At 72.5% G+C, this 19766-nt stretch carries 18 protein-coding genes; 9 read left to right on the top strand and 9 right to left on the bottom strand.

The window, feature by feature from the left end; genetic code table 11:
* Window positions 1-322 precede the first annotated feature (322 nt).
* Entirely contained in the window at window positions 323-1732 is a 1410-nt protein-coding gene (locus ISP_RS32200) for an allophanate hydrolase-related protein (RefSeq protein ID WP_013228063.1), read from the top strand.
* On the opposite strand, the gene ISP_RS32195 is transcribed toward ISP_RS32200, so the two are convergent.
* The 5 genes from ISP_RS32195 to ISP_RS32175 form a co-directional block, all read right to left on the bottom strand.
* Window positions 1704-2741 (bottom strand): quinone-dependent dihydroorotate dehydrogenase, encoded by a 1038-nt coding sequence (locus ISP_RS32195; RefSeq protein WP_013228062.1) that lies wholly within the window; start codon window positions 2739-2741, stop codon window positions 1704-1706. The genes ISP_RS32200 and ISP_RS32195 overlap by 29 nt on opposite strands.
* A 65-nt stretch (window positions 2742-2806) precedes the next feature.
* Window positions 2807-3367 carry a GNAT family N-acetyltransferase gene (locus ISP_RS32190; RefSeq protein ID WP_013228061.1) on the bottom strand — a complete coding sequence of 187 codons (561 nt, stop codon included), beginning with the start codon at window positions 3365-3367 and terminating at the stop codon, window positions 2807-2809.
* A 366-nt stretch (window positions 3368-3733) separates the two neighbouring features.
* Entirely contained in the window at window positions 3734-4780 is a 1047-nt protein-coding gene (gene add, locus ISP_RS32185; RefSeq protein WP_013228060.1) for an adenosine deaminase, read from the bottom strand.
* 123 nt (window positions 4781-4903) lie between these two features.
* Window positions 4904-5713: an endonuclease VIII gene (locus ISP_RS32180; protein ID WP_013228059.1), complete on the bottom strand. Its 810-nt coding sequence runs from the start codon at window positions 5711-5713 to the stop codon at window positions 4904-4906.
* Between the two features lie 3 nt (window positions 5714-5716).
* Entirely contained in the window at window positions 5717-6610 is an 894-nt protein-coding gene (locus tag ISP_RS32175; protein WP_013228058.1) for a ParA family protein, read from the bottom strand.
* 106 nt (window positions 6611-6716) lie between these two features.
* Between ISP_RS32175 and ISP_RS32170 the strand changes: the two genes are divergently transcribed.
* From ISP_RS32170 to ISP_RS32160, 3 genes are all read left to right on the top strand, one after another.
* Entirely contained in the window at window positions 6717-7442 is a 726-nt protein-coding gene (locus tag ISP_RS32170) for a methyltransferase domain-containing protein (protein ID WP_013228057.1), read from the top strand.
* Window positions 7443-7611: 169 nt separating this feature from the next.
* Window positions 7612-8826, top strand: coding sequence for a DNA polymerase IV (gene dinB / locus ISP_RS32165; RefSeq protein WP_013228056.1), 1215 nt, complete (start codon window positions 7612-7614; stop codon window positions 8824-8826).
* Window positions 8827-9091: 265 nt separating this feature from the next.
* Window positions 9092-9493: a DUF3040 domain-containing protein gene (locus tag ISP_RS32160; protein ID WP_014467437.1), complete on the top strand. Its 402-nt coding sequence runs from the start codon at window positions 9092-9094 to the stop codon at window positions 9491-9493.
* Between the two features lie 273 nt (window positions 9494-9766).
* On the opposite strand, the gene ISP_RS32155 is transcribed toward ISP_RS32160, so the two are convergent.
* The 3 genes from ISP_RS32155 to ISP_RS32145 all read right to left on the bottom strand — a co-directional run bounded on the left by ISP_RS32155 (window position 9767) and on the right by ISP_RS32145 (window position 15064).
* On the bottom strand, window positions 9767-12331 hold the full coding sequence (locus tag ISP_RS32155) for a transglutaminase TgpA family protein (RefSeq protein ID WP_013228054.1): 2565 nt from the start codon (window positions 12329-12331) through the stop codon (window positions 9767-9769).
* A gap of 319 nt (window positions 12332-12650) precedes the next feature.
* Window positions 12651-13925, bottom strand: coding sequence for a DUF58 domain-containing protein (locus ISP_RS32150; RefSeq protein ID WP_013228053.1), 1275 nt, complete (start codon window positions 13923-13925; stop codon window positions 12651-12653).
* A 71-nt stretch (window positions 13926-13996) separates the two neighbouring features.
* Window positions 13997-15064 carry an AAA family ATPase gene (locus ISP_RS32145; RefSeq protein ID WP_200876238.1) on the bottom strand — a complete coding sequence of 356 codons (1068 nt, stop codon included), beginning with the start codon at window positions 15062-15064 and terminating at the stop codon, window positions 13997-13999.
* 283 nt (window positions 15065-15347) lie between these two features.
* Here ISP_RS32145 and ISP_RS32140 point away from each other — a divergent pair, with 283 nt between their 5' ends.
* The 4 genes from ISP_RS32140 to ISP_RS32125 all read left to right on the top strand — a co-directional run bounded on the left by ISP_RS32140 (window position 15348) and on the right by ISP_RS32125 (window position 17614).
* On the top strand, window positions 15348-15698 hold the full coding sequence (locus tag ISP_RS32140; protein ID WP_013228051.1) for a hypothetical protein: 351 nt from the start codon (window positions 15348-15350) through the stop codon (window positions 15696-15698).
* A 76-nt stretch (window positions 15699-15774) separates the two neighbouring features.
* On the top strand, window positions 15775-16314 hold the full coding sequence (locus ISP_RS32135; protein ID WP_071831438.1) for a DUF3558 domain-containing protein: 540 nt from the start codon (window positions 15775-15777) through the stop codon (window positions 16312-16314).
* A 14-nt stretch (window positions 16315-16328) separates the two neighbouring features.
* Window positions 16329-16886: a PPE domain-containing protein gene (locus ISP_RS32130; protein ID WP_013228049.1), complete on the top strand. Its 558-nt coding sequence runs from the start codon at window positions 16329-16331 to the stop codon at window positions 16884-16886.
* Window positions 16883-17614, top strand: coding sequence for an ESX secretion-associated protein EspG (locus ISP_RS32125; protein WP_013228048.1), 732 nt, complete (start codon window positions 16883-16885; stop codon window positions 17612-17614). The genes ISP_RS32130 and ISP_RS32125 overlap by 4 nt, the downstream gene beginning before the upstream one ends.
* Window positions 17615-17667: 53 nt before the next feature.
* Here ISP_RS32125 and ISP_RS32120 read toward each other — a convergent pair whose 3' ends face one another.
* The gene (locus ISP_RS32120) at window positions 17668-18600 is read right to left on the bottom strand and encodes a hypothetical protein (RefSeq protein WP_013228047.1); all 933 of its coding nucleotides are present in this window, start codon (window positions 18598-18600) and stop codon (window positions 17668-17670) included.
* 526 nt (window positions 18601-19126) lie between these two features.
* Between ISP_RS32120 and mraZ the strand changes: the two genes are divergently transcribed.
* Window positions 19127-19558 (top strand): division/cell wall cluster transcriptional repressor MraZ, encoded by a 432-nt coding sequence (gene mraZ, locus ISP_RS32115; protein ID WP_014467434.1) that lies wholly within the window; start codon window positions 19127-19129, stop codon window positions 19556-19558.
* The last annotated feature ends 208 nt before the right edge of the window (window positions 19559-19766 follow it).

Here is a 19766-nt window from a genome sequence, read left to right as displayed (position 1 = left end):
GGCGTCCATCACGCGAATCGGGGCGGGATTGGGCCGTTGGGATCTCAAACTGGGCCGTTCGGGTGCCGCCGACCGGCCGATCCGGCTGGTCGTCACGCGGCGTGCGTGATCGTGCGTTTCACCCCGGCGTCGCGCCCTGTTCACCTTCCGGTGCCGAAACCCGCGCGTAATCGGAAACTGATGGCTACGGAAACGTCCACGCCCTAACGTTTCTGTCATGCATCAAGAGGTGTCACTCGCCGGGAGGCCCGCCGTGCACTGAGGATCGCCGGCGCCGACCGTACACAGTGGACTTTCTCGACCGCCGAGGAAAGGACGCCCCGTGAACACGCTCCCGCCGGACCCGGACCCCGTGCCGGACACCCCGCCCACCGCATCCCAACGCGTCATCTCGGCCTTCGAACGCCTCACCGAGGCCGGCCGCCCCGAACTCTGGACCACCCTCCGCGCCGTCGAAGACGTCCTCGTCGACGCCAAGGCCGTCGACGAACGCGTCAAAGCCGGCGAAGTCCTCCCGCTGGCCGGCACGGTCATCGCCGTCCAGGACCTGATCGACGTCGCCGCCCAGCCGTCCGGCCACGGCGTCCCCGAGACCAGCGCCGCGGTCGTCACGCGGCTCACCGCCGCCGGTGCCGTGGTGCTCGGCAAGACCGGCGCCGCGCAGATCTCCGGCGCCTGGGACCGCACCAAGGCCGGGGGCAACGGCGCCGCGGTCGCCGTCGCGCTCGGCGTCGTCGACCTGGCGCTGAGCACCGGGGGCGCCGTCCCGGCGGCGCTGAACGCCGTCGCCGCGGTGAAGCCGACGCGCGGCCTGCTGCCCGCCGCCGACAACGTCTCCGTGTACGCGAACGGCCTGGTCGCGGCCCACCGCGCCCTCACCCTGATGACCGGCGGCGACCGCCACTGGCCCGCCGACGTCCGCCTCGGCGCCGGCGAGCACCCGCGGGTCGCCTACCCCACCGATCTCCCGCTCGGCGAGGCGGCGAGCCTCGCGCTCGAGGCCGTCGTCACCCGGCTGATCGCGGCCGGTGCCGTGCTCACCCCGATCTCCGTGCTCGAGCAGGGTTTCGACGGCTTCGACGCCCTCCTCGTGCCGACCGTGCCGGAGCACCCCGGGATCGCCGAAGCGCTGGCCGACCCGGTCGGCGTGGGCCACCGCCTGGCCTCCTGCACGGCCTTCGCGAACCTCCTCGACGTGGCCTCGGTGACCGTCCCGGTGCTGCCGGGCGACCGCCGTCCCTTCGGCGTCACCTTCCTGACGCGCGCGTTCGAAGACCAGATCGCCCTCGACCTGGCCACCGTCTGCACGGACGAGCCGATGACGCCCTACCCCGAGCCGGGGGAGGACGTCATCGTCTTCGGCGCGCACCTGCGCGGCCAGCCGCTCAACGCCGACCTCACCGCGCTCGGCGCCCGCTTCACCGGACCGGTCCGGACCACCGAGTCCTACCGGATGGTGCTCCTGGACACCGAACCACCGCAGCCGGGTGTCCTCGACGGCGACACCGGCCTCGACGGCGAGCGCTGGCGGCTGTCCCCGGCCGCGTTCGAGCAGTTCGCGACGACGCTCAAGCCGCCGTTCGTCCTGGAGCGCGTCGAACTGGCGGATGGCACCACCCCGCTGGCGGTGCGCTGCGACCCGGCCGCGGAGGGTCCCGGCCTGGAGCGCTACGAGTCCTGGCGCGGCTACGTGCGCTTCGCGTCTACCGCCGGGCTGCGAGACCCCGGCTGACGCGGCGCACCAAACCCGGCCCGTGCAGCGCGAAGCCCGTGTACAGCTGCACGAGCGACGCGCCGGCGTCGACGAGCCGGATCGCGTCGTCCGGGCCCATGATCCCGCCGACGCCGATGATCGGCAGGCTCCCGCCGGTGTGGTCGTGCACGAAACGCACGACTTCGGCCGCGCGGGTGGTCAGCGGCCGGCCGGACAGTCCTCCCGCCTGTCCGGCCAGGCCGCTTTCGGCGGGGGCGATGCCGTCGCGCGCCAACGTCGTGTTCGTGGCGATGATCCCGGCGACGCCGTGCTCGAGCGCGACTTCCAGCAGCTCGGCCAGCGCGTCGTCGGTCAGGTCGGGCGCGACCTTCACCAGCACCGGCGTCGGCGAACCGCCGCCGGCGAGCTCCAGGGACGTCGAACGCAGCTCGCCGAGCAGTTCGGCGAGCGCGGTGCGGTCCTGCAGCTGCCGCAGGCCCGGCGTGTTCGGCGAGCTGACGTTGATCGCGAAGTAGTCGGCGTACGGGTGCAGCGCCCGCAGCGAGAACCGGTAGTCCTCGACGGCGTCCTCGAGCGGCGTCACCTTCGACTTGCCGATGCTGACCCCCAGCGGGACGCCCGGCTTGCCGTCGCGGGCGAGCTTGGCCGCGAGGGCCTCGGCACCGTCGTTGTTGAAGCCCATCCGGTTGATCACCGCGTCGCTCGCCGGAAGGCTGAACAGCCGCGGCTTCGGGTTTCCCGGCTGCGCCAGCCGGGTCACCGTGCCGGCCTCGACGAACCCGAACCCCAGCGCCGCCCACGCGGGCAACGCGCGGCCGTTCTTGTCCAACCCGGCGGCCAGGCCGACGCGGTTGGGGAACCGCAGGCCCAGCACGGTCACCGGGTCGTCGACGCGGAGCGCGCCACCCAGCGCGGGCGCGGCCTTGCCGAGCCGGGCCAGGACGCCGATCGTGCGCTCGTGCACCAGCTCGGGATCGTGGTAGGACAGCCGGTACAGCGCCGGGCGGACGATCTTGTCGAAGAACACGCCCCTATGCTGCCAAATCGCCCGGGAGCCGCGACCCGAGCGTCACTCCGGCGTGAAGGCGGCCACTAATCGCGGTCCTTCCACTCGTCCTCGAGCATCGCGTAGATCAGCTCGTCGGCCCACTCGCCCTTGACGATCTCGTTCTCCTTGAGGTGCGCCTCGCGGCGCATGCCGAGGCGTTCCATCAGCGCGGCGGACGCGGTGTTCCGGCCGTCGCAGCGGCCGACGATGCGGTGCAGCCCCAGATCTTCGAAGCCCAGCCGCAGCAGTTCGGTGGCCGCCTCGGCGGCCAGGCCCTTGCCGTGGTGGTCCGGGTGGAAGACGAACCCGATCTCGCCCTGGCGGTGTTCGCTGCTCAGCCACTCCAGGTTCAGGTCGCCGATGAGCTGCCCCGTCGCGGCCAGCTCGACCGCCACGGCCAGCAGCTGCCCTTCCTTCGTCAACGTCGAGCTGTGCACCCGTTTGGCGAGCGCGGCGGCCGACTCGGCGCGGCTGCGCGGGCCCCAGTAGAGGTAGCGGGCGACGTCGGCGCGGGACTGGAAGGAGTTCAGCGCGTCGAGGTCCCCGGGCGTGAACGGGCGCAGGATCAGCCGAGCCGTGGTGATCGGGTAGTCGGGCCGAAGCATGCTTCCAGGCTAGCGAGCATCAGCCGTCCGGGGGACAGAACAGCGAAATGCCGATCGCCGGACGGTCATCCTGCGACGCCGGGTGGCATGACCTGCACAAATGAGCGCATGAAGGAACCCCCGGGGTGCCTCTCAAGCGCCGTCAAACGCTTGAGTCCGAGCCGGACTGGTGCTCGGAAACCCCGGGGGCACGGTGACTGCCTGGTATTCGCTATCAGGCATCACGTGGAGCAGGCGATGAGCCGAAGGTGGCTCAGCTGTAGCGCTGCTCAAAGTCCTCCACGTGCCATCCGCTAGCGGACAGCCACCTCACGAGTCCTGTCGATATACAACTTTGGACCACCTCCTCTCTCGTGTACTTCCAAGCTAGGCGAAGTCGGTGGCGCGCGGCAACGTCATTTCTGTGATCTCGGTCCGCAGGACGGCTTTCCGCTGCTCATCGAGGAAGGAGGCGGCGACGGCGTTCTCCGCCAGGCGGACCAGTTCGGCGGTGGTGAGGCCCAGTGTTTCGGCCACGGCGACGTACTCGCCGGTGAGCGTGGCACCGAACATCGGCGGGTCGTCGGTGTTGAGCGTCACCACGAGGCCGTGGTCGAGCATGCGCCGGACCGGGTGCGCGGCGATGTCCGCGACCTGGCCGGTCCGCACGTTCGACGTCGGGCACACTTCCAGGGGGATCCGGTGCGCGGCAAGGTGTTCGAGCAGCGCCGGATCGGCCGCGCAGCTGGTGCCGTGGCCGATCCGCTCGGCGCCGAGGTCGTGCAGCGCCGACCAGATCGTGGCCGGGCCGGTGGTCTCCCCGGCGTGCGGGACGCTGTGCAGCCCGGCTTCCCGCGCGCGGGTGAAGAACGGCTCGAACTGCGCGCGCCCGACGCCGAGCTCGGGGCCGCCGAGCCCGAACGACACCAGGCCTGCGGGACGTTCGCGCAGCGCGAACACGAGCGTCTCGCGCCCGGCCCGTACGCCCTTTTCGCCCGGAATGTCGAAGCACCAGGCCAGTTCCACCCCCAGTTCGGCGGCGCGGGCCCGGCCGGTTTCGAGCCCGGCCAGCAGGTCGTCGCCGGACATCCCGTCGAGCAGGTGGTTGTACGGCGTCACGGTGACTTCGGCGTACCGGCAGTGGTGCGCGGCGAGATCCGCCGCCAGGCCCGTCACGAGCGTGTGGATGTCGTGGCGGTCGCGCACGAGCGAGGTGACCGCGAGGTAGACGGTGAGGAAGTGGGCGAAGTCGCGGAAGGTGAAGAACTCCGCGAGTTCGCGTTCATCGGTCGGGACGCCGGCGGCCGGGCGCCGCCGGGCCAGCTCGAGCACGGTCGGCAGGCTCGCCGAGCCGACCAGGTGGACGTGCAGTTCGACCTTGGGCAGGGCGTGCGCGAACGCGCGCAGCGCCTGCCCGGTCAGGATTGCGGGCATGACTGAGCTCCCTGGCGGTGCGGAAGAGGTGACGGGAAGGAGCGCGCGGCTCAGGGAGCGAGGTCGCCGCGTTCGGTGTCGGCCCCGTAGAGCGGGAGCTTGAACGTCGTCACGTGAGCCAGCTTACTGCGCCGGGTACGGGCCCGTCTGGTCCTTCGGGCAGAACCACGTCGGCCGTCGCTGGACGTCGTGGCCCTGCGTGCGGACCAGGAGCTTGCCGCCGCAGCGGAAGCAGCCCTGGCGGGTGCGCTCGTACACCCAGTTCTTGCGGTTGCGGTCGAGGTGGCCGGTGGTGCTCTGGTCGAAGCGCCCGGCGATGGCGTTGGCCAGCAGCAGTTTGCGGGCCAGCGCAACCGTGCGCCCGGCGTCCACTTCGGACACCGGCGTCCACGGCGTCACCCCGAGCAGGAAGGCGATCTCGCACTTGTAGAGGTTCCCGACGCCCGCCAGCACGTGCTGGTCGAGCAGGGCGAGCCCGAGTTCGCGCGCCGGAGCGGCGGTCAGGTTCGCGATCGCCTGCTTCAGGTGCTCGTCCGTCCACTTCGGATCCAGCAGGTCCGGGCCGAGGTGGGCGACGAGGTCGTGTTCCTTGCTCGTGGCCACGAGTTTCAGGTCGTGGACGCGGAAGCCGATCACCTGGACGTCGGCCGCGGTGAAGATCACGCGGGCGTGGTGGCCGGGCCGTCGCCACTTCGCGCCGGCCGGGTAGACGTCCCACATCCCGTCCATCAGCAGGTGCGAGTGCAGGGTCAGGTTGCCGGAGAAGCGGGTGAACAGGTGCTTGCCCACCGTCCCGACGTCGAGCACCTCGCGGCCGGACAGGTCCACAGTGGCCAGTTGCGGCACGCGGAATTCGCCGCGCAGCAACGTCTTCCCGGTCATCGCGTTGGCGAAGCGCTTGGCGACCAGGAAGACGGTGTCACCTTCGGGCACGGCTCACCCCGCGGATTCGGACACCTCGGCGGGCGCCTCGGGGGTCTCCGGGGCCGGACCTTCTGGCCAGTCCGGGCCTTCGGGTTCCTCGCCCTCGATGCGGTGCCGGCCCGCCCGGTTCGAGCGGAGGATCTTCGCCAGCACCATGTTGAACGTCAGCGCGATCTCCTGGGCGCCCGGCGAGTGCCACTCGTGGATCGGGCTGCACGCGCCCTGGGCCTGCTGCACCGCGAGCCGGTCGGTGATCGCCGTCGGCATCACCAGCGAGCCGAAGTTCTCGCGCAGCTCGGCGACCCGGAACTGGTGCTCGTAGGAGCGCACGCGCAGCTTGTTGACCAGGACGCCGATCGGGCGCAGGTCCGGGTTGAGCTCCTTGCGGATCTTCTCGATCGCCTCCAGCGCCCGGGACGCTCCGGCGACGGCGTACATCGTCGGCTCGGTGACGATGAGCGCGCTGTCCGCGGCGACGAGCGCCGACTTCGTCAGGCGGCCCAGCGACGGCGGGCAGTCCAGGATCACCAGCTCGTACGGCGTTTCACGCAGCGGCGTGCGGTGCAGCTCGTCCAGCGCGCGGGAGAAGTTCGCCAGGCGCTCGCTGTCGGCGTCCGGGTCGTTGAGCAGCTCCAGCTCTTCGGTGCCGACGAGGACGTCGACGTCCTCGCTCCAGACGCTCGGGGCGATCGCGCGTTCCAGCGTTTCCCGGGTCGGGGTCTCGAGCACGTCGGCGAGGGTGGCGTCGGTGTAGGGCGGGTCGAGCGAGGTGGTGGCGTTGCCCTGCGGGTCGAGGTCGACCACCAGCGTCCGCGTGCCCCTACGCAAGGCGGCGGACGCGATACCGAGAGCGACCGTCGTCTTGCCGACGCCTCCCTTGAGGCTGAGTACGGCGACCGTGTGCACGAAGTCCAGCCTACGGGTGCGGGCGGGAGGCGCCGCCGGGCAAGGGCCGTTCACTCGAAGGGAGGAGCTCGGGAGGCGGGCGGGAGCGGGCACTACCCTGTGCGACATGAAGACGGAGACCGTGGCCGCCCGGGGTTCGGGCGCCGTCCGCCGGGTGCTCGAGGCCGAAATCGAGGCCGCCCGTGCCCGAGGCGCCGAGCACCCCCGCGTCGTCGACGTGGGCGGCGGCAGCGGCGGCTGGGCGGTGCCGTTCGCGGCGGCCGGCTGCCGGGTGACCGTCGTCGAGCCGAGCCCGAACGCCCTGGCCACGCTGCAGCGCCGGGCCGAGGAAGAGGGCGTCTCCGAGCTGATCACGGTGGTCGCGGACGACTCGGACGCGCTGGGCCGGTACGTCGAGGCCGGCTCGGCCGACCTGGTGCTGGCGCACGGGCTGCTGGAGATCGTCGACGACCCGGCGGCGGTGCTCACGGCCCTCGCGACGGCGGTGGCGCCGGGTGGCGCGGTGTCGGTGCTGGTGGCGAACCGCCACGCGGCCGTGTTCCACCGCGCGCTGGCGGGCCGGGTCCGCGAGGCCCGGCAGCTGCTCGAGAGCGCCGACGGCGTCGCCACCGGCGATACCGTGCTGCGGCGCTTCTCCGCCTCCGGGCTGCGTGCCGAGCTGGAGGCCGCGGGCCTCGAAGTGACGCTGCTGCAGGGCGACCGGGTGATCTCGGACCTGGTCAGCGGCGACGTCCGGGACGACGAGCTGGCGGAGTTCGAGCGGGTGGCGGCGGGCACGCCGGAGCTGCGGGACATCGCCGGCCGGCTGCACGCGGTGGCGCGCCCGGCCTGAGCCGTTCCCGCGGGTTTCCGCCGTCGCGCTCCCCGGTGATCCGAAACTGGCAATGACCTCTGGGGCTTCGCCCCAGGTCGGGGGCTCCGCCACCCGAACCCCCCGAAAACTGTCGGTGGCGGCCGGTAGCGTCCGCGGTATGGGGCGAAATGCCGAGTTGCCGGGCGGGATGGGCCGGTTCCGCGTCCGGCCGGGGGAGCCGGTGCCGGACGACACCGGGTGCGGCATGCTGCACGTCGACATGGACGCGTTCTTCGTGTCGGTCGAGCTGAGGACCCGGCCCGAGCTCGCGGACAAGCCGGTCGTGGTGTCCGGGGGCGGGCCGCGGGCCGTCGTGGCCGCGGCGAACTACCCGGCGCGGAAGTTCGGGGTGCGTTCGGCCATGCCGTTCTCGACGGCGAAGCGGCTGTGCCCGCACCTGATCAACATCCCGCCGACGTCGGGCCTCTACGGCGAGGTCTCCCGCGGCGTCATGGGCATCTTCCGCGAGCTGACGCCGCTGGTCGAACCGCTCAGTCTCGATGAAGCGTTCCTGGACGTCAGCGGGGCGCTGCGACGGCTGGGCGCCACCCCGGCTTCGCTGGGCGCGCAGATCCGCTCGCGGGTCGCGGCCGAGCACGGGATCACCTGCTCGGTGGGGGTGGCGAAGGTCAAGTTCGTCGCGAAGCTGGCGTCGGGGATGGCGAAGCCGGACGGCATGGTCGTGGTGCCCGCGGCGGAGACCCTGGCGTTCCTGCACCCGCTGCCGGTGTCGGCGCTGTGGGGCGTCGGTGCGCGGACCGAGGAGCACCTGCGGCGCCTGGGTCTGGCCACGATCGCCGACGTCGCCGCGTTCCCGCCGGAGCGGCTGAAGAAGTCGCTGGGCACCGCGGCCGGCGAGCACCTGTACCGGCTGGCGCACGGGGTGGACGAGCGGTCGGTGGTGGCGGAGTCGGCGGAGAAGTCGATCGGTGCGGAGCACACCTTCGACGTCGACCGGCACGACCGGGCCTCGCTGGGGCTGGAGCTGCTGCGTCTCGCGGAGCGGGTCGGCGCGACGCTGCGGGGGCGGGGGCTGCGCGGCCGGACGGTCTCGATCAAGGTGCGGTTCGCGGACTTCCGGACGATCACCCGGGCCCGCACGCTGGTCTCGGCGACGGACGTGGCGCGCGAGATCCACGCGGTCGCCGTCGCGCTGCTGGCCGAGCACGCGCCGACCGGGGCCGTGCGGCTGATCGGCGTCCGCGTCGAAGGGCTGGATACCGGGGAGGCGGGGGAGCAGCTGGTGTTCGATTCACCGGCCCCGCGCTGGCGCGATGCGGAGGTGGCGGCCGACGTCGCGCGGTCGAAGTTCGGCCCGGCGGCGGTGCGGCCCGCGTCGTTACTGGGGCCTCGGGAGGGGTGACGGCACGGAGGGTGATCTTCGACTCGGCGGCGTTCCCCCACAACGGCGGTCGGGCGGCAAAATGGTCACGATCGGCAACGGTGACGGTCCGCAACGCCCGCCGGGCGGGATTTAGCCCAATTCGATCCCGACTGGATGCGGGATCGGGTAGTCGTGCGGGCGCGGGCCTCGTATCCTGGACAGTGCCACCCCGCCTGGGGTTGGCTGTTGGGTCCAGGACGTTGCGCGGCCCGGCGCCCGCGACAGCTGTGCCGGAGGAGGAAAGATGCCACTCTCCGAGCATGAGCAGCGGCTGCTCGATCAGATCGAGCGCGAGCTCTATGCCGAGGACCCCAAGTTCGCATCCACGGTGCGTGGCACCCGGTTGCGTCGCCCCGCTCGCCGACGGCGTATTCAGGGCATCGCCCTGTTCGTAGTGGGCGTGGCCCTGCTGGTGCTGGGCGTGGTGGTGCCGCAGTTCCGGGTGGCCGACATCCCGCTGATCAGCGTGCTCGGGTTCCTCGTGATGTTCTTCGGAGTCATGATGGCCGTCACATCGATTCGGCACGGCGCCGACGGAGACGGCAAGGCCGGTGGACCATCCCGCGGCGGCAAGCCATCGGGTGGCCGGAGTTCCTTCACCCAGAGGATGGAGGAGCGCTTCCGCCAGCGCTTCGAGGAGCAGTAGCGCCGCAAGACTGAGCAGATCCGCGTCCGCCGAACGGGGGGACGCGGATCTTCTTGTGTGCTCTGCCACCCGCGGCGGCTTCCTCAGCTGCGGTAACAGCGGGTGACCCCCACCCGGGTGACCCGGCGCGCCGCCTCGGTCTCGCCCACCCCGGCCAGAGGTATCTCGTGTGTCTGGAGGGGTCACACACGTGATCAGCGGGGCATCACGCTGATGCCCCGCTGATCACGCGAGATGCCCCGCCAAGCACGGTGATGCCCGGGGTTGCGTGGGTCAGTCGCGGTTGCGGAAGACCGATCGGGGGAACAACCTGCCCTTCCACGACAGCGGTGCGTTGCGGCGAAGGCTCCGCCGCAGTCCCTCGAAGGCCGGCGGGAGGTCCGGCTGCGCGGCGTCGTCCTCGCCGTACCACGATCTCTCCAGGACGCCGATGACCGTCCGGAGGTCTTCGCGGCCCTCGTCGTCGAGGTGGTGCTTGGCCGCCAGCTTCTGGCCCGCCACGCGGACCGTGTCGCTGCTCGGGATCGGCAGGCCGCGGTCCGCGCACTCCGCGCGCAGCTCCGCCCACGCCGCGTCGGCCGCGCCCGGCTGGTGCTGGACGATCCGCTGCAAGCGGCGTCGGCGGACGACCTCGCGCAGCAGCGCCGGGCCGGCCGCCGCGAGCTGCAGGACCACCACCAGCACCCCGAGCCACCAGGCCACCGTCGCCGCGAGCAGGCCCAGCGCGGTGATCCACAACCCCACCGCCAGCAGCGGCAGCCAGCCGAGCAGCGCCTGGAGCCGGGACGGTGCCGCCACCGGCGCCGTCGCCCGCACCAGCAGCGCGCCCTCGCTCCGGTCGCCGTCCGGCGGCCCGGGCGGTGGAGCGCCGTCCGCCGGCCGCCCTCGCCCACGGCCCAGCGTCCGCCGCAGCAGCGCCGCGACGAGCAGCGTCCCCGCGCCCAGCGCGGCGAGCACCAAGGCCAGGTCGAACAGCCAGCCGTCGCCGTCCGAAGCGTCCTTGGCCGTCTGCGCCGGGGCGTTCGCCTCGTGGTCGCGCGGGACGCCGGTCGGTGCCGCGCTCGACTGGACCGTGCTCGGCGCCACCTGGGTGTCGTCCGGCTGGTTGCCGTTCTGCGGGCCGGCCTGCAGGTACGACGGGGTGATGCCGCGGCCGTCGGACAGCGGCGTCGGGTCGAACGTCACCCAGCCCTTGTCGCCGAAGTACGCCTCGACCCACGCGTGCGCGTCCTGGGTGGTGATCGTCAGGTAGTCGTTGACCTGCACACCCGGCGTGAAGCCGATCGCCACGCGCGACGGGATGCCCGCCACCCGCAGCATCACGGCCATCGCCGACGCGAACTGCTCGCAGAAGCCGCGCTTGCCGTTGAGGATGAAGTCGGCGAGCGCGTCGGCGTCGTTCGCCGGCGCGGTCTTCGTGTCGTAGACGAACCCGTTCTGCGCCGTGAAGTAGCGCCAGATCGCCGAAGCCCGGTCGAAGTCGTTGGCCCCACCGGCGATCAGCTGCTGGGTCTTCGCGCGGACGCGGTCGTCGACCCGGTCGAGCTGGGAGTAGCGCGGCGGCAGGTCGTCGACCCGCGAGGTGACGCGCAGCTCGGCGGCCGTCGGTTCCTTCAGCGACGCGTATTCGGTGTACGCCGGCGGCGTTTCGCTGCGGGTGGTGAACACCGTGCCGCTGATCTGGTCGTAGAGGTAGCCGTTGGCCGCGCCGTCGATCACCCGCGGCGCGCCGTACACCGGCAGCCAGTTGTCCCGCCAGCTGGTCGGCTCGACGTCGATCCGGCGCGCGGTGCCGGTGCCGTCGTCGCCCGGGGCGGGCGGCAGCTGCGGCCCGACCGGGACGCCCTGCTGCGAACGGCCTTCGTCGTGCAGGCCCCAGCCCTTGTTGGGGTAGTAGGTGTCCAGCGTCATCACGCGCATCAGCCGCCGGTCGGTGCCGAGGCCGCGGACCTTGAACAGCTCGCGGTTCGCCCCTTGGTCGAGCATGCCGCGCAGCTCGGTGAACGGCTGGATGCCGAAACCGCCGGAGCCCGCACCGGGGCCGTTGCCGCCCTCGCCGAACGGCATCCGGCCGATCGTGCCGACCCAGCTGATCGCCCCGCCCAGCAGGCCGAGCACGATCGCCGCGCAGACGACCGCGACCGGCGCGGACAGCACGCCCGGCTTGCCGCTGCTCCCGGGGGCCTCCCGGGTGCGCCAGCGCCGGTGCCGGTGGTTGCCGTCGACGGCCAGCAGGCCGGCGAACGCCGCCCCGCCGAGCAGGAACGTCCACCACGGCAGCATTTCCTCGCTCAGCGCGGCCGGCACGGCGTAGACGCAGAGCAGCACGAGCCCGGTCGCCGCGGGCGCCGCGGCGGCGACGGTCAGGGTGTCGACGAGAACGGCGACCAGGCCGATCAGGATGGTGACGAGGCACAGGATCGGCTGGCTGCCCTCGACCGGCGGCAACCCGACGCGGATCTGCTCGGCGGCGGTCGAGAGCGTGGTGCCGATTTCGGAAAACGCTTCCGGGCCGGGGATGACCTGCAGGATGCCGTGCGTGGTGAAGGCGCCGGTGATGAGGAAGAGCAGGACGAGCAGCTGGCCGAAGCCGACGAGGACGGTCGGCACCTGCAGCGAGCGGAGGGCCAGCCCGGAAGCCCCGATGAGCAGGACGGCGACGAACAGGTACCCGAACCAGGCCAGCCCGGTGACAACGCTGGTGACCGAGGTCGCGGCGCAGAGGGTGGCCACCCCGGCGGCGACGGGCGCGAGAACGCTGCTGCGCCAGGCGGAAAGCGGCCGCTCCGGCCGGGGTGCGGGCCGATCGAACTTCCGCGGCGGTGCGGCGGTGCTCATCGCGACTCCCCGATCGAGGTGGTGCGGCGGGGCGCGGGCCGGGGGAGCCGGCTCGGCGAAGGGGCGGCGCTCGGCGGCGCGGGCGGCTCGATGCGCGCGCCGCGGCTGGTGCGGCCGTGGCCGGGCGCGGGCCGCGCGGTCCGCACCGCACCGCAGCTACCGCTGCGGCGCGGTGCGATGCGGCGGGTCGTGGTCGGCGACGCGGTGAGGCGCAGCGCGGATCGAAGCTCGGCTCGGCGCGGCGCGTGCGCTGGTTCGCGTGCGGCGAGGCTCACTGCGGACCGCAAGTCGGCTCGGCGCGAGACACGCGCGGCGGTGCTCATCGCGGGCCGCCGATCAGCGTGCCGCGGCGGGCTCCGCTGCGGCACAGCTCGGCCCACACCTGGGGCATCGGCGAACCGGGGCCCGCCACGATCACGCCCCAGCCGGCCGCGCGCAGCAGGGCCGCCGAGTCCTCCGTCGCCGCGGCCCTCTGCTCGGGCGCCGAAACCCCCGCCGACCAGGTCGGCGTGTCCAGCAGGACCGCCAGGCTCCTGATGCCGCGCGGGCGGTACTGGGTCAGCTCGTGCACCGCCTCCGTGCTCACCGTGCCGAGCACCGCGATCAGCTCCTGGCCGCCGGCCGGGTCGCCGGCCAGCGTGATGTCGCGCTGGTGCGCCGGCTGCAGGGCCGCCAGCGCGTCGAGCACGACGTGGTCGTAGTGGTCGCCGCCGTCGCCCGGGGTGTCCGCCAGGGTGACGCCGTGCTCGCTGACCAGCCGGACGCGGTGGCCGGACCGGCGCAGGTGCAGGGCCGCCGACGCCGCGAAGGCCACCGCCCACTCCAGGCTCGCCGCCGGGCCGGCGCCGTGGTGCGCGGCCGCGCGGTGGTCGAGCAGCACCGTCGTGCCGCCGCGCCACGGGCGTTCCTCGACGCGGACCATGATCTCGTCGCGGCGGGCCGTGGAGCGCCAGTGCACCTTCCGCAGGTCGTCGCCGTGGCGGTACTGGCGGACGATCACGTCGGCCTCGCCCTGCCCGGCGTGCAGCCGGACCGTGCCGTCGTCGCCGACGCCGATGCCCGCGCCGCTCGGCAGGCCCCACAGCGGGACCACGCGGGGCACGACGACCAGCCGCGAGTGCCCGATCAGCTCGCGCTCGAACTCGCACAGCCCGAACGGGTCGGTGATCGTCGCGCGCAGCGGCCCGACCTGCTGGACCCCGCGCAGCACCGGCTGCAGCGGGTAGCGCAGGGCGACGCGCCGGTCGTGCGGCAGCCGTTCGACGACGAACCGCGGCCGGGAACCCAGCGCGTACGGCACGCCGTCTTCGAGGAGGATCTCGCCGGCGGGCAGCCGTCCGCTGCGCCACAGTTCCAGCTGGACCTCGCCGTTGCCGCCGACCGCGACCCGCTGGGGACGCAGCGTGCGAGCGGCGCCGATGCGCAGCCGCGTCGCCGAGATGAACGCGGCGACCAGCAGCGGGAGCGCCACCACGAACACCGCGACCCGCAGCAGGTCGCGTTCGTTGAGCACGAACGAGCACACCGCGGCGGCGATCCCCGCGGCCAGGAGGCAGCGGCCGCGGGTGGTCAGGCCGGACAGGGCACGCAGCATGCCGTTCTCTTCCCCTTCGGCGGCAGGACAATTTTCGGGGGTTCGGGTGGCGAAGCCCCAGATGTCACCGGCTAGGGCCGGGTGCCCTGCGGCACCGGCACCCGGTGCAGCACCGCGCGCACGACGTCGGTCGCCGACCGGCGGGCGGCGTGGGCCTCGGTGGTCAGCACCAGGCGGTGGGCCAGGACCGGGACCGCCACCGTGTGCAGGTCGTCCGGCACGACGTAGTCGCGGCCCGACAGCGCGGCCTGCGCGCGCGCCGCCCGGACGAGGTGCAGCGTGGCCCGCGGGGACGCGCCGAGCCGGATCTCCGGGACTCCCCGGGTGGCCGCGACGACGTCGACGGCGTACCGGCGGACCTCCGGCGCGATGTGCACGGCGCGGACCGTCTCGATCAGCCGGTGCACGGTCTCTCCGTCGGACACCGGCTGCAGGTCTTCGAGGGGGTTGTGGCCGGCGTGCTCGTCGACCATGGCCAGCTCGGCCTGCTGGTCGGGGTAGCCGATGGAGACCCGCGCGGTGAACCGGTCGCGCTGGGCTTCGGGCAGCGCGTACGTGCCTTCCATCTCGATCGGGTTCTGCGTGGCGATCACCATGAACGGCTCTTCGAGCCGGTAGGTCGTGGTGTCGACGGTGACCTGGTGCTCTTCCATGCACTCGAGCAGCGCCGACTGCGTCTTCGGCGAGGCGCGGTTGATCTCGTCGCCCACCACGATGTTCGCGAACACCGGGCCGGGGCGGAAGTCGAAGTCGCCGGACTGGCGGTTGTAGATGGAGACGCCGGTGACGTCGCTCGGCAGCAAGTCGGGGGTGAACTGGATGCGGCTGACCGTGCAGTCGATCGACCGGGCGAGCGCCTTGGCCAGCGACGTCTTCCCGACGCCGGGCACGTCCTCGACCAGGAGGTGGCCTTCGGCGAGCAGGGTGACCAGCGCGATCCGGATGACGTCGGGCTTGCCGACCAGCACGCGTTCCACGTTGGCGGCGATCCGGCGTGCAGTGTCGTGCAGTTCGTCCAGCGGCACTCTGCCGGGGTGACCGGGGACCCGGCCGTTGCCCGAGGGCTCCGCCGGGTAAGGCGGCCGCCCGGATGCCTGCTCGCCCGATCCGGGCGCGGCAGACTGGATTCTCGACGTCACTCGACCTCCTGGTGGCGCATGGCCGCGCGCAGTGTGCGCACCGCCGGGCCCGACGGCCCCCTCGCTGCTGTCCGCGCGCAGCGACCAGCCTTCCACCCAGTGTGTCAAACCCGGGCGAACCTGGGGGCGGAACCCCGCGAAGGGTTTCCGATGACGCTGCGCAAGCAGCGACGATACCCCGAACGGGTGCCCCTTCACCCGATTCTGGGTGCTCCCGCTGACACCCCGCTCTGTCGTATGCTGCGGTTCGAGGTCGCCCGGCTACGGAGAGGCGTAACCGCTTATGAGCGAGGTGCGAACCCAGCCGCCCTACGACGTCCGCGGCTTCGCGGTCGCGCCCGAGCTGGCCACGGACGCCTACGCGAAGCTCGGCCGGCTGCAGGACGTCGTCGGCGAAATGGTCCGCGAAGCCAAGGTGCTCGGCCGGAGCGTGCCGCTGGGCGGCGGGTACGCCGGCGAGATCGGCGAGTTCATGGCCGAGTACGGGATCGGCGGCCAGGGTTCGGCGGTGCAGCAGCTGACCGCGTTCGGCAAGGAGCTGGAGACGCTCAAGCAGCGGATCGGCGAGGCGCTGGCGAAGTACCAGCACGCCGACGAGCAGGCGGCCGAAGGTGTGGACTGCACGGGTGGATGAGCTGGTGCGGGCACAGGCGCGCGGGCCGGCGGGTGCCGACGGCCGGGGGCCGGTTGCGCCGGGCCGGGGGCGTGGCGTGCGCCGTCTTCTCCTTGCTTCCGCTCTCCTTCTTCCCCTCACCGCGTGCGGGCAGCAGACCACACCGTCCGCCGCCGTCGGGCACTCCTCCGCGGAGGCCACCGCGACCGCCGCACCTGCGCCGTCCGCTTCGCGGATCGGCCTCGCCTCGCTCGATCCCTGCGCCTTGCTCTCCCCGCAGGACCGGTCGGCCGCCGGCGTGAACGTGCTCGGGAAGCCCAAGGACATCGCCGGGGCCCGGGCGTGCGACTGGACCGTGCCCGCCACCTTCGGCGTCACCGTCACCTTCGACGAAAAACACGGCCTCGCCGACCTCGACGTCGCCAAGAAGAACGCCACGAAGACGACGGTCGGCAGGCACCCCGGGCTGAAGGTCGCCGACAAGAAGGCCGCCGACGGCACCTGTGCCGTGCTGCTCGGCGTGGGGGACCGCAACAGCGTGCAGATCGACGTCAGCAACACCGGCTTCTCGGACACCCCGCTCGCGTGCCGCCGCGCGGGCACGGTGGCCGGGCTGGTCGAACCCAAGCTGCCCTGACCAGGAGGTGCGCCGTGCCCGAACCCCCCGTTGCCACCGCGCGGTACGAGGCCTACAGCCACGAGGCGATGGCCGCGGAGGTCGTGCGCGGCAACGACCCGGTCGCCGCGGGCGAGGTGGGTGCGCGCTGGGACGGGCTCGCCCGGCGGCTGCAGGAGTCCACCGCCGACGTCGCCGCGCTCGTCGCCTCCTCGGAGGAGCACTGGCGTGGCCAGGCGGGGGACGCGGCGCGCGCGGCGCTGGGCCGGGCCGCGCAGTGGCTTTCGCACTCCGCCGCCGTCTCGGCGTCGGTGGGCCGGGCGGTCGGTGCGCAGGCCGAGGTGGCCGCGCGGGCCCGGGCCGACATGCCGCCGCCGGTGACCTACGACCCGGCGTCGATGATCCGCGACGCGGCGTCCAGCGGGAACGTCTTCGTCCTGGCCGGGCTGGCCGGGGAGATGGCCGCCCGCCGGGCCGAAGCGGAGGCCGCGCGGCAGAAGGCCATCGACGTCCTCCGGACCCGGGACACCGCGCTGCGCGGCCACGCGCCCGCCGAGACGTTCCCCACCCCGCCGGCGCTGGGGCGGGCTTGATCCGGATTTCGGCGTCGGCGTTCGACATCCTCTGGACCGACCTCGGCCACGACCGCCCGCCGGAACCGCTGAGCGTCCGCAGCGTCGGCGGGACCGACGCCGAACGGGCCGAGGTGCGGAAAGCCGTCTACGACAACCTCGCCGAACGCGGTCTCTACGACGGGTCCCGGCTGGAGCCGGCCCTGGCGTCGCGGCTGAACCTGCTCGCGGACGCGGACGTGTTCGTCGCGTGCGAGGCACTGGCGGACATGACGGCGGCGACGCCGTTCCGCGCGGTGACCGCGGCCCGCGGCCGCCGTGGCGTCCTGGCGACCCAGCCGGAGCAGACGATCGGCCTGGATTCGATCCGCGACGGCGAGCTCGGCACGGCGATCGTCGACGTCCTGCCGGAGCTGTCGGCGGGCCCCGGCTACGGCATCAGCCTCCCGGCGTCGACGCTCTCGGGTGCCGCGGACGCCGGTTCGGGGTCGGCGTCGGCGCAGCTCGAGGAGGTCCGGGCGATCCAGGCGCGGCCGGTGTACGCGGCGGGGCAGTTCAGCGTGAGCCGTCGCTCGGGGTCGGGCCGGCCGGCGCGGGTCGGCGGCTTGACGTGGTTCGACACCGACGTCGGCGCCTATTGCGCGACGAAGACCTCGGGGCGGGGTGGGCAGGAGTGGGTGACGGTGAGCCCGGTCGACAGCACCCGCCTCGCGGCCCGCGTCACGGCTCTCCTCACCCCGGAAGACTGAGCGGTTCCGATGCAGTGAATGACTCATTCCTGGCGTCTGATGCAGTGAATGACTCATTCCTGACGTCCGGCCAGCTTGACCGGTGGGCGCGGACGGGCCGCAGCGGCGCGATAAGCCGAGACCAAGTCGGCGACTACCGCGCGTGGCTCACTGCGCAACCGGCTCGGCACAGTTTGGACCAGGGCGATTCCGGCGGCGGCGTACCGGTTGTTGCGGGCGAGAGTGGCCGCGTAGCCGGGTTGTCCGAAATGGAACTCGTAGGAATCGATCTCCCAGGCGAAAGCGACCTCGTCGCACCAGGCGTCCGGGGTGGCGATGTAACGGCCGTGCTCGTCGTGGACCTCGAAGTTCCAGACCGGCTCCGGCAGCCCCGTGCGGCGCCACAAGGCCATCGCCACGCCCTCCGCGGCGGACCGGGCTCCTCGGGCGATTTCCCGGAGGACCGCACGAGGCACCGCGGTTCCTCTGCGGCTGCCGGTCTCCAGCTCCGTGCTCAGCTCGGCCGGGTCGAGGCCGAGCTGCTGGACGGCCTCGGCCAGCAACGCCCGGACAGGAGGATGGTCAGGCAGCCGCCGGCACTCGTCCAGTACTGCTCGCGGTGCCGGGGCCAGCGGGAGTCCGTCGCGATGGACCGGAACGGGCATGCGCGTGGTTCGCTCGACGAGGACGTAGTCGCAGCTCATGGTCTTCAGGTGAGCGGGCAGGAGGAGGTGAACCGGTTCATCCGTGCGGACCTCTCGCTTCAGACCTTGGCGCCGGCAAGACTCCAGGCCCGTGATGATCGCGTCGGCGCCGCAGTAGAGAAGCGCGCCTTCGAGCAGCTGCCGGCGCGTCGGCTCACCGGTGCGGAGCAGCACCACGCCCGGGAGGAGCCGCTGCCAGGGGCGGCCGGGAAGGCACCGCCGGTAGCTGGTCTCCTGCGGCACCCCCAAAGCTTCGAGCTGGGGCACGGTGATCACGCCACGCCGGCTCGCGGCGAAGAGCATCTCCGCGTCGCGCGTCCAAGATCTTCTGGTCACCCGCCGATGGTGACGTATCCGGTCGACTCCTCAAGCGGACATTCCGTGATCTGTGGACTACTCAGGGTGTCTGCGGCTCGCTGTGGATAACTCGGTGGCGCAGTGAATGACTCATTCCTGGCGTCTGATGCAGTGAATGACTCATTCCTGACGTTGCGGCCGGGTTCCCCACCTTGACCCACCCTCCGGCCCCACGGAGCCCCACTCGAGCCGGGTGAGGGTTCTTTCGCGGCCGTTATGCGGACGCATGGGGGACAGCTGAGGTTGCTCCGGCCCCCGGTGCGGGGGATCTTGGCCACCGTGCCCCACCACGCCCCCCACCTGGCCCCACCCTGCTGACCTGCGCAAACGGAACACACGACGGAGTGGTCTGCCCGTTTGTCGCGTTGACTGTGGTGAAAAGTGGGGTACGGTGGTGGCCAGTGGGGCGGAAGGGAAGCCCCGTCGCCATCCGGGGTGGTTCGCCACCGTGGACGGTAGGGAGGTGGAGGCCGTGTTCCTCGGCACCCACACCCCGAAACTGGACGACAAAGGGCGGCTCGCGCTGCCCGCGAAGTTCCGTGACGCCTTGGCGGGTGGGCTGATGCTTACCAAGGGGCAGGACCACTGCCTCTTCGTCTTCCCCCGCGCCGAGTTCGAGCAGATGGCGCGCAAGGTCGCCGAGGCCCCGTTCACGAACGAGGCGGTTCGGGCCTACCAGCGCTACCTGTTCGCCGGCACGGACGAGCAACGTCCGGACGGCCAGGGGCGCATCACCATCGCGCCCGAGCTCCGCCGCTACGCGGGGCTCAGCAAGGAGTGCGTGGTGATCGGGGCGATCACCAGGCTGGAGATCTGGGACGCCCAAGCGTGGCAGGGCTACCTGGAGGAGCACGAAGACAGCTACGCGAAGGCTCGAGAGGAAGTACTGCCGGGCGTCTTCTAGACGTGCGGTCGCGGTGCACCTTCGTCGTCGGGGGACGAAGAGGTTCGCCGCCCGCGCTAAGAGGGGAAGCCCACCCGGATGCCGTGAGGCCTCTGTCCGCTCAATGGCCCTGGTGCACCTTCCCCGGTACCAGGTCAGCAGCGGGCGGACAGGGACCTGACGGCATCCGCCATATTTCCCCCGGGCCGCCCAGGCGAGAGAGGGGGAG

The sequence above is a fragment of the Amycolatopsis mediterranei genome (assembly GCF_026017845.1).
Lineage (GTDB): Bacteria > Actinomycetota > Actinomycetes > Mycobacteriales > Pseudonocardiaceae > Amycolatopsis > Amycolatopsis mediterranei.
Note: the sequence above shows the minus strand (reverse complement) of the source record. Positions and strands in the feature narration are given on the sequence as shown.

Bases quoted from the DNA above. Each gene is read 5' to 3' on its own strand.
- ISP_RS32140 (WP_013228051.1), top strand. From the start codon at position 15,348: ATGAGCGAGGTGCGAACCCAGCCGCCCTACGACGTCCGCGGCTTCGCG.
- ISP_RS32155 (WP_013228054.1), bottom strand. From the start codon at position 12,331: ATGAGCACCGCCGCACCGCCGCGGAAGTTCGATCGGCCCGCACCCCGG.
- add (WP_013228060.1), bottom strand. From the start codon at position 4,780: ATGCCCGCAATCCTGACCGGGCAGGCGCTGCGCGCGTTCGCGCACGCC.
- ISP_RS32150 (WP_013228053.1), bottom strand. From the start codon at position 13,925: ATGCTGCGTGCCCTGTCCGGCCTGACCACCCGCGGCCGCTGCCTCCTG.
- ISP_RS32190 (WP_013228061.1), bottom strand. From the start codon at position 3,367: ATGCTTCGGCCCGACTACCCGATCACCACGGCTCGGCTGATCCTGCGC.
- dinB (WP_013228056.1), top strand. From the start codon at position 7,612: ATGGGCCGGTTCCGCGTCCGGCCGGGGGAGCCGGTGCCGGACGACACC.
- ISP_RS32120 (WP_013228047.1), bottom strand. From the start codon at position 18,600: ATGCTCTTCGCCGCGAGCCGGCGTGGCGTGATCACCGTGCCCCAGCTC.
- ISP_RS32170 (WP_013228057.1), top strand. From the start codon at position 6,717: ATGAAGACGGAGACCGTGGCCGCCCGGGGTTCGGGCGCCGTCCGCCGG.
- ISP_RS32160 (WP_014467437.1), top strand. From the start codon at position 9,092: ATGCCACTCTCCGAGCATGAGCAGCGGCTGCTCGATCAGATCGAGCGC.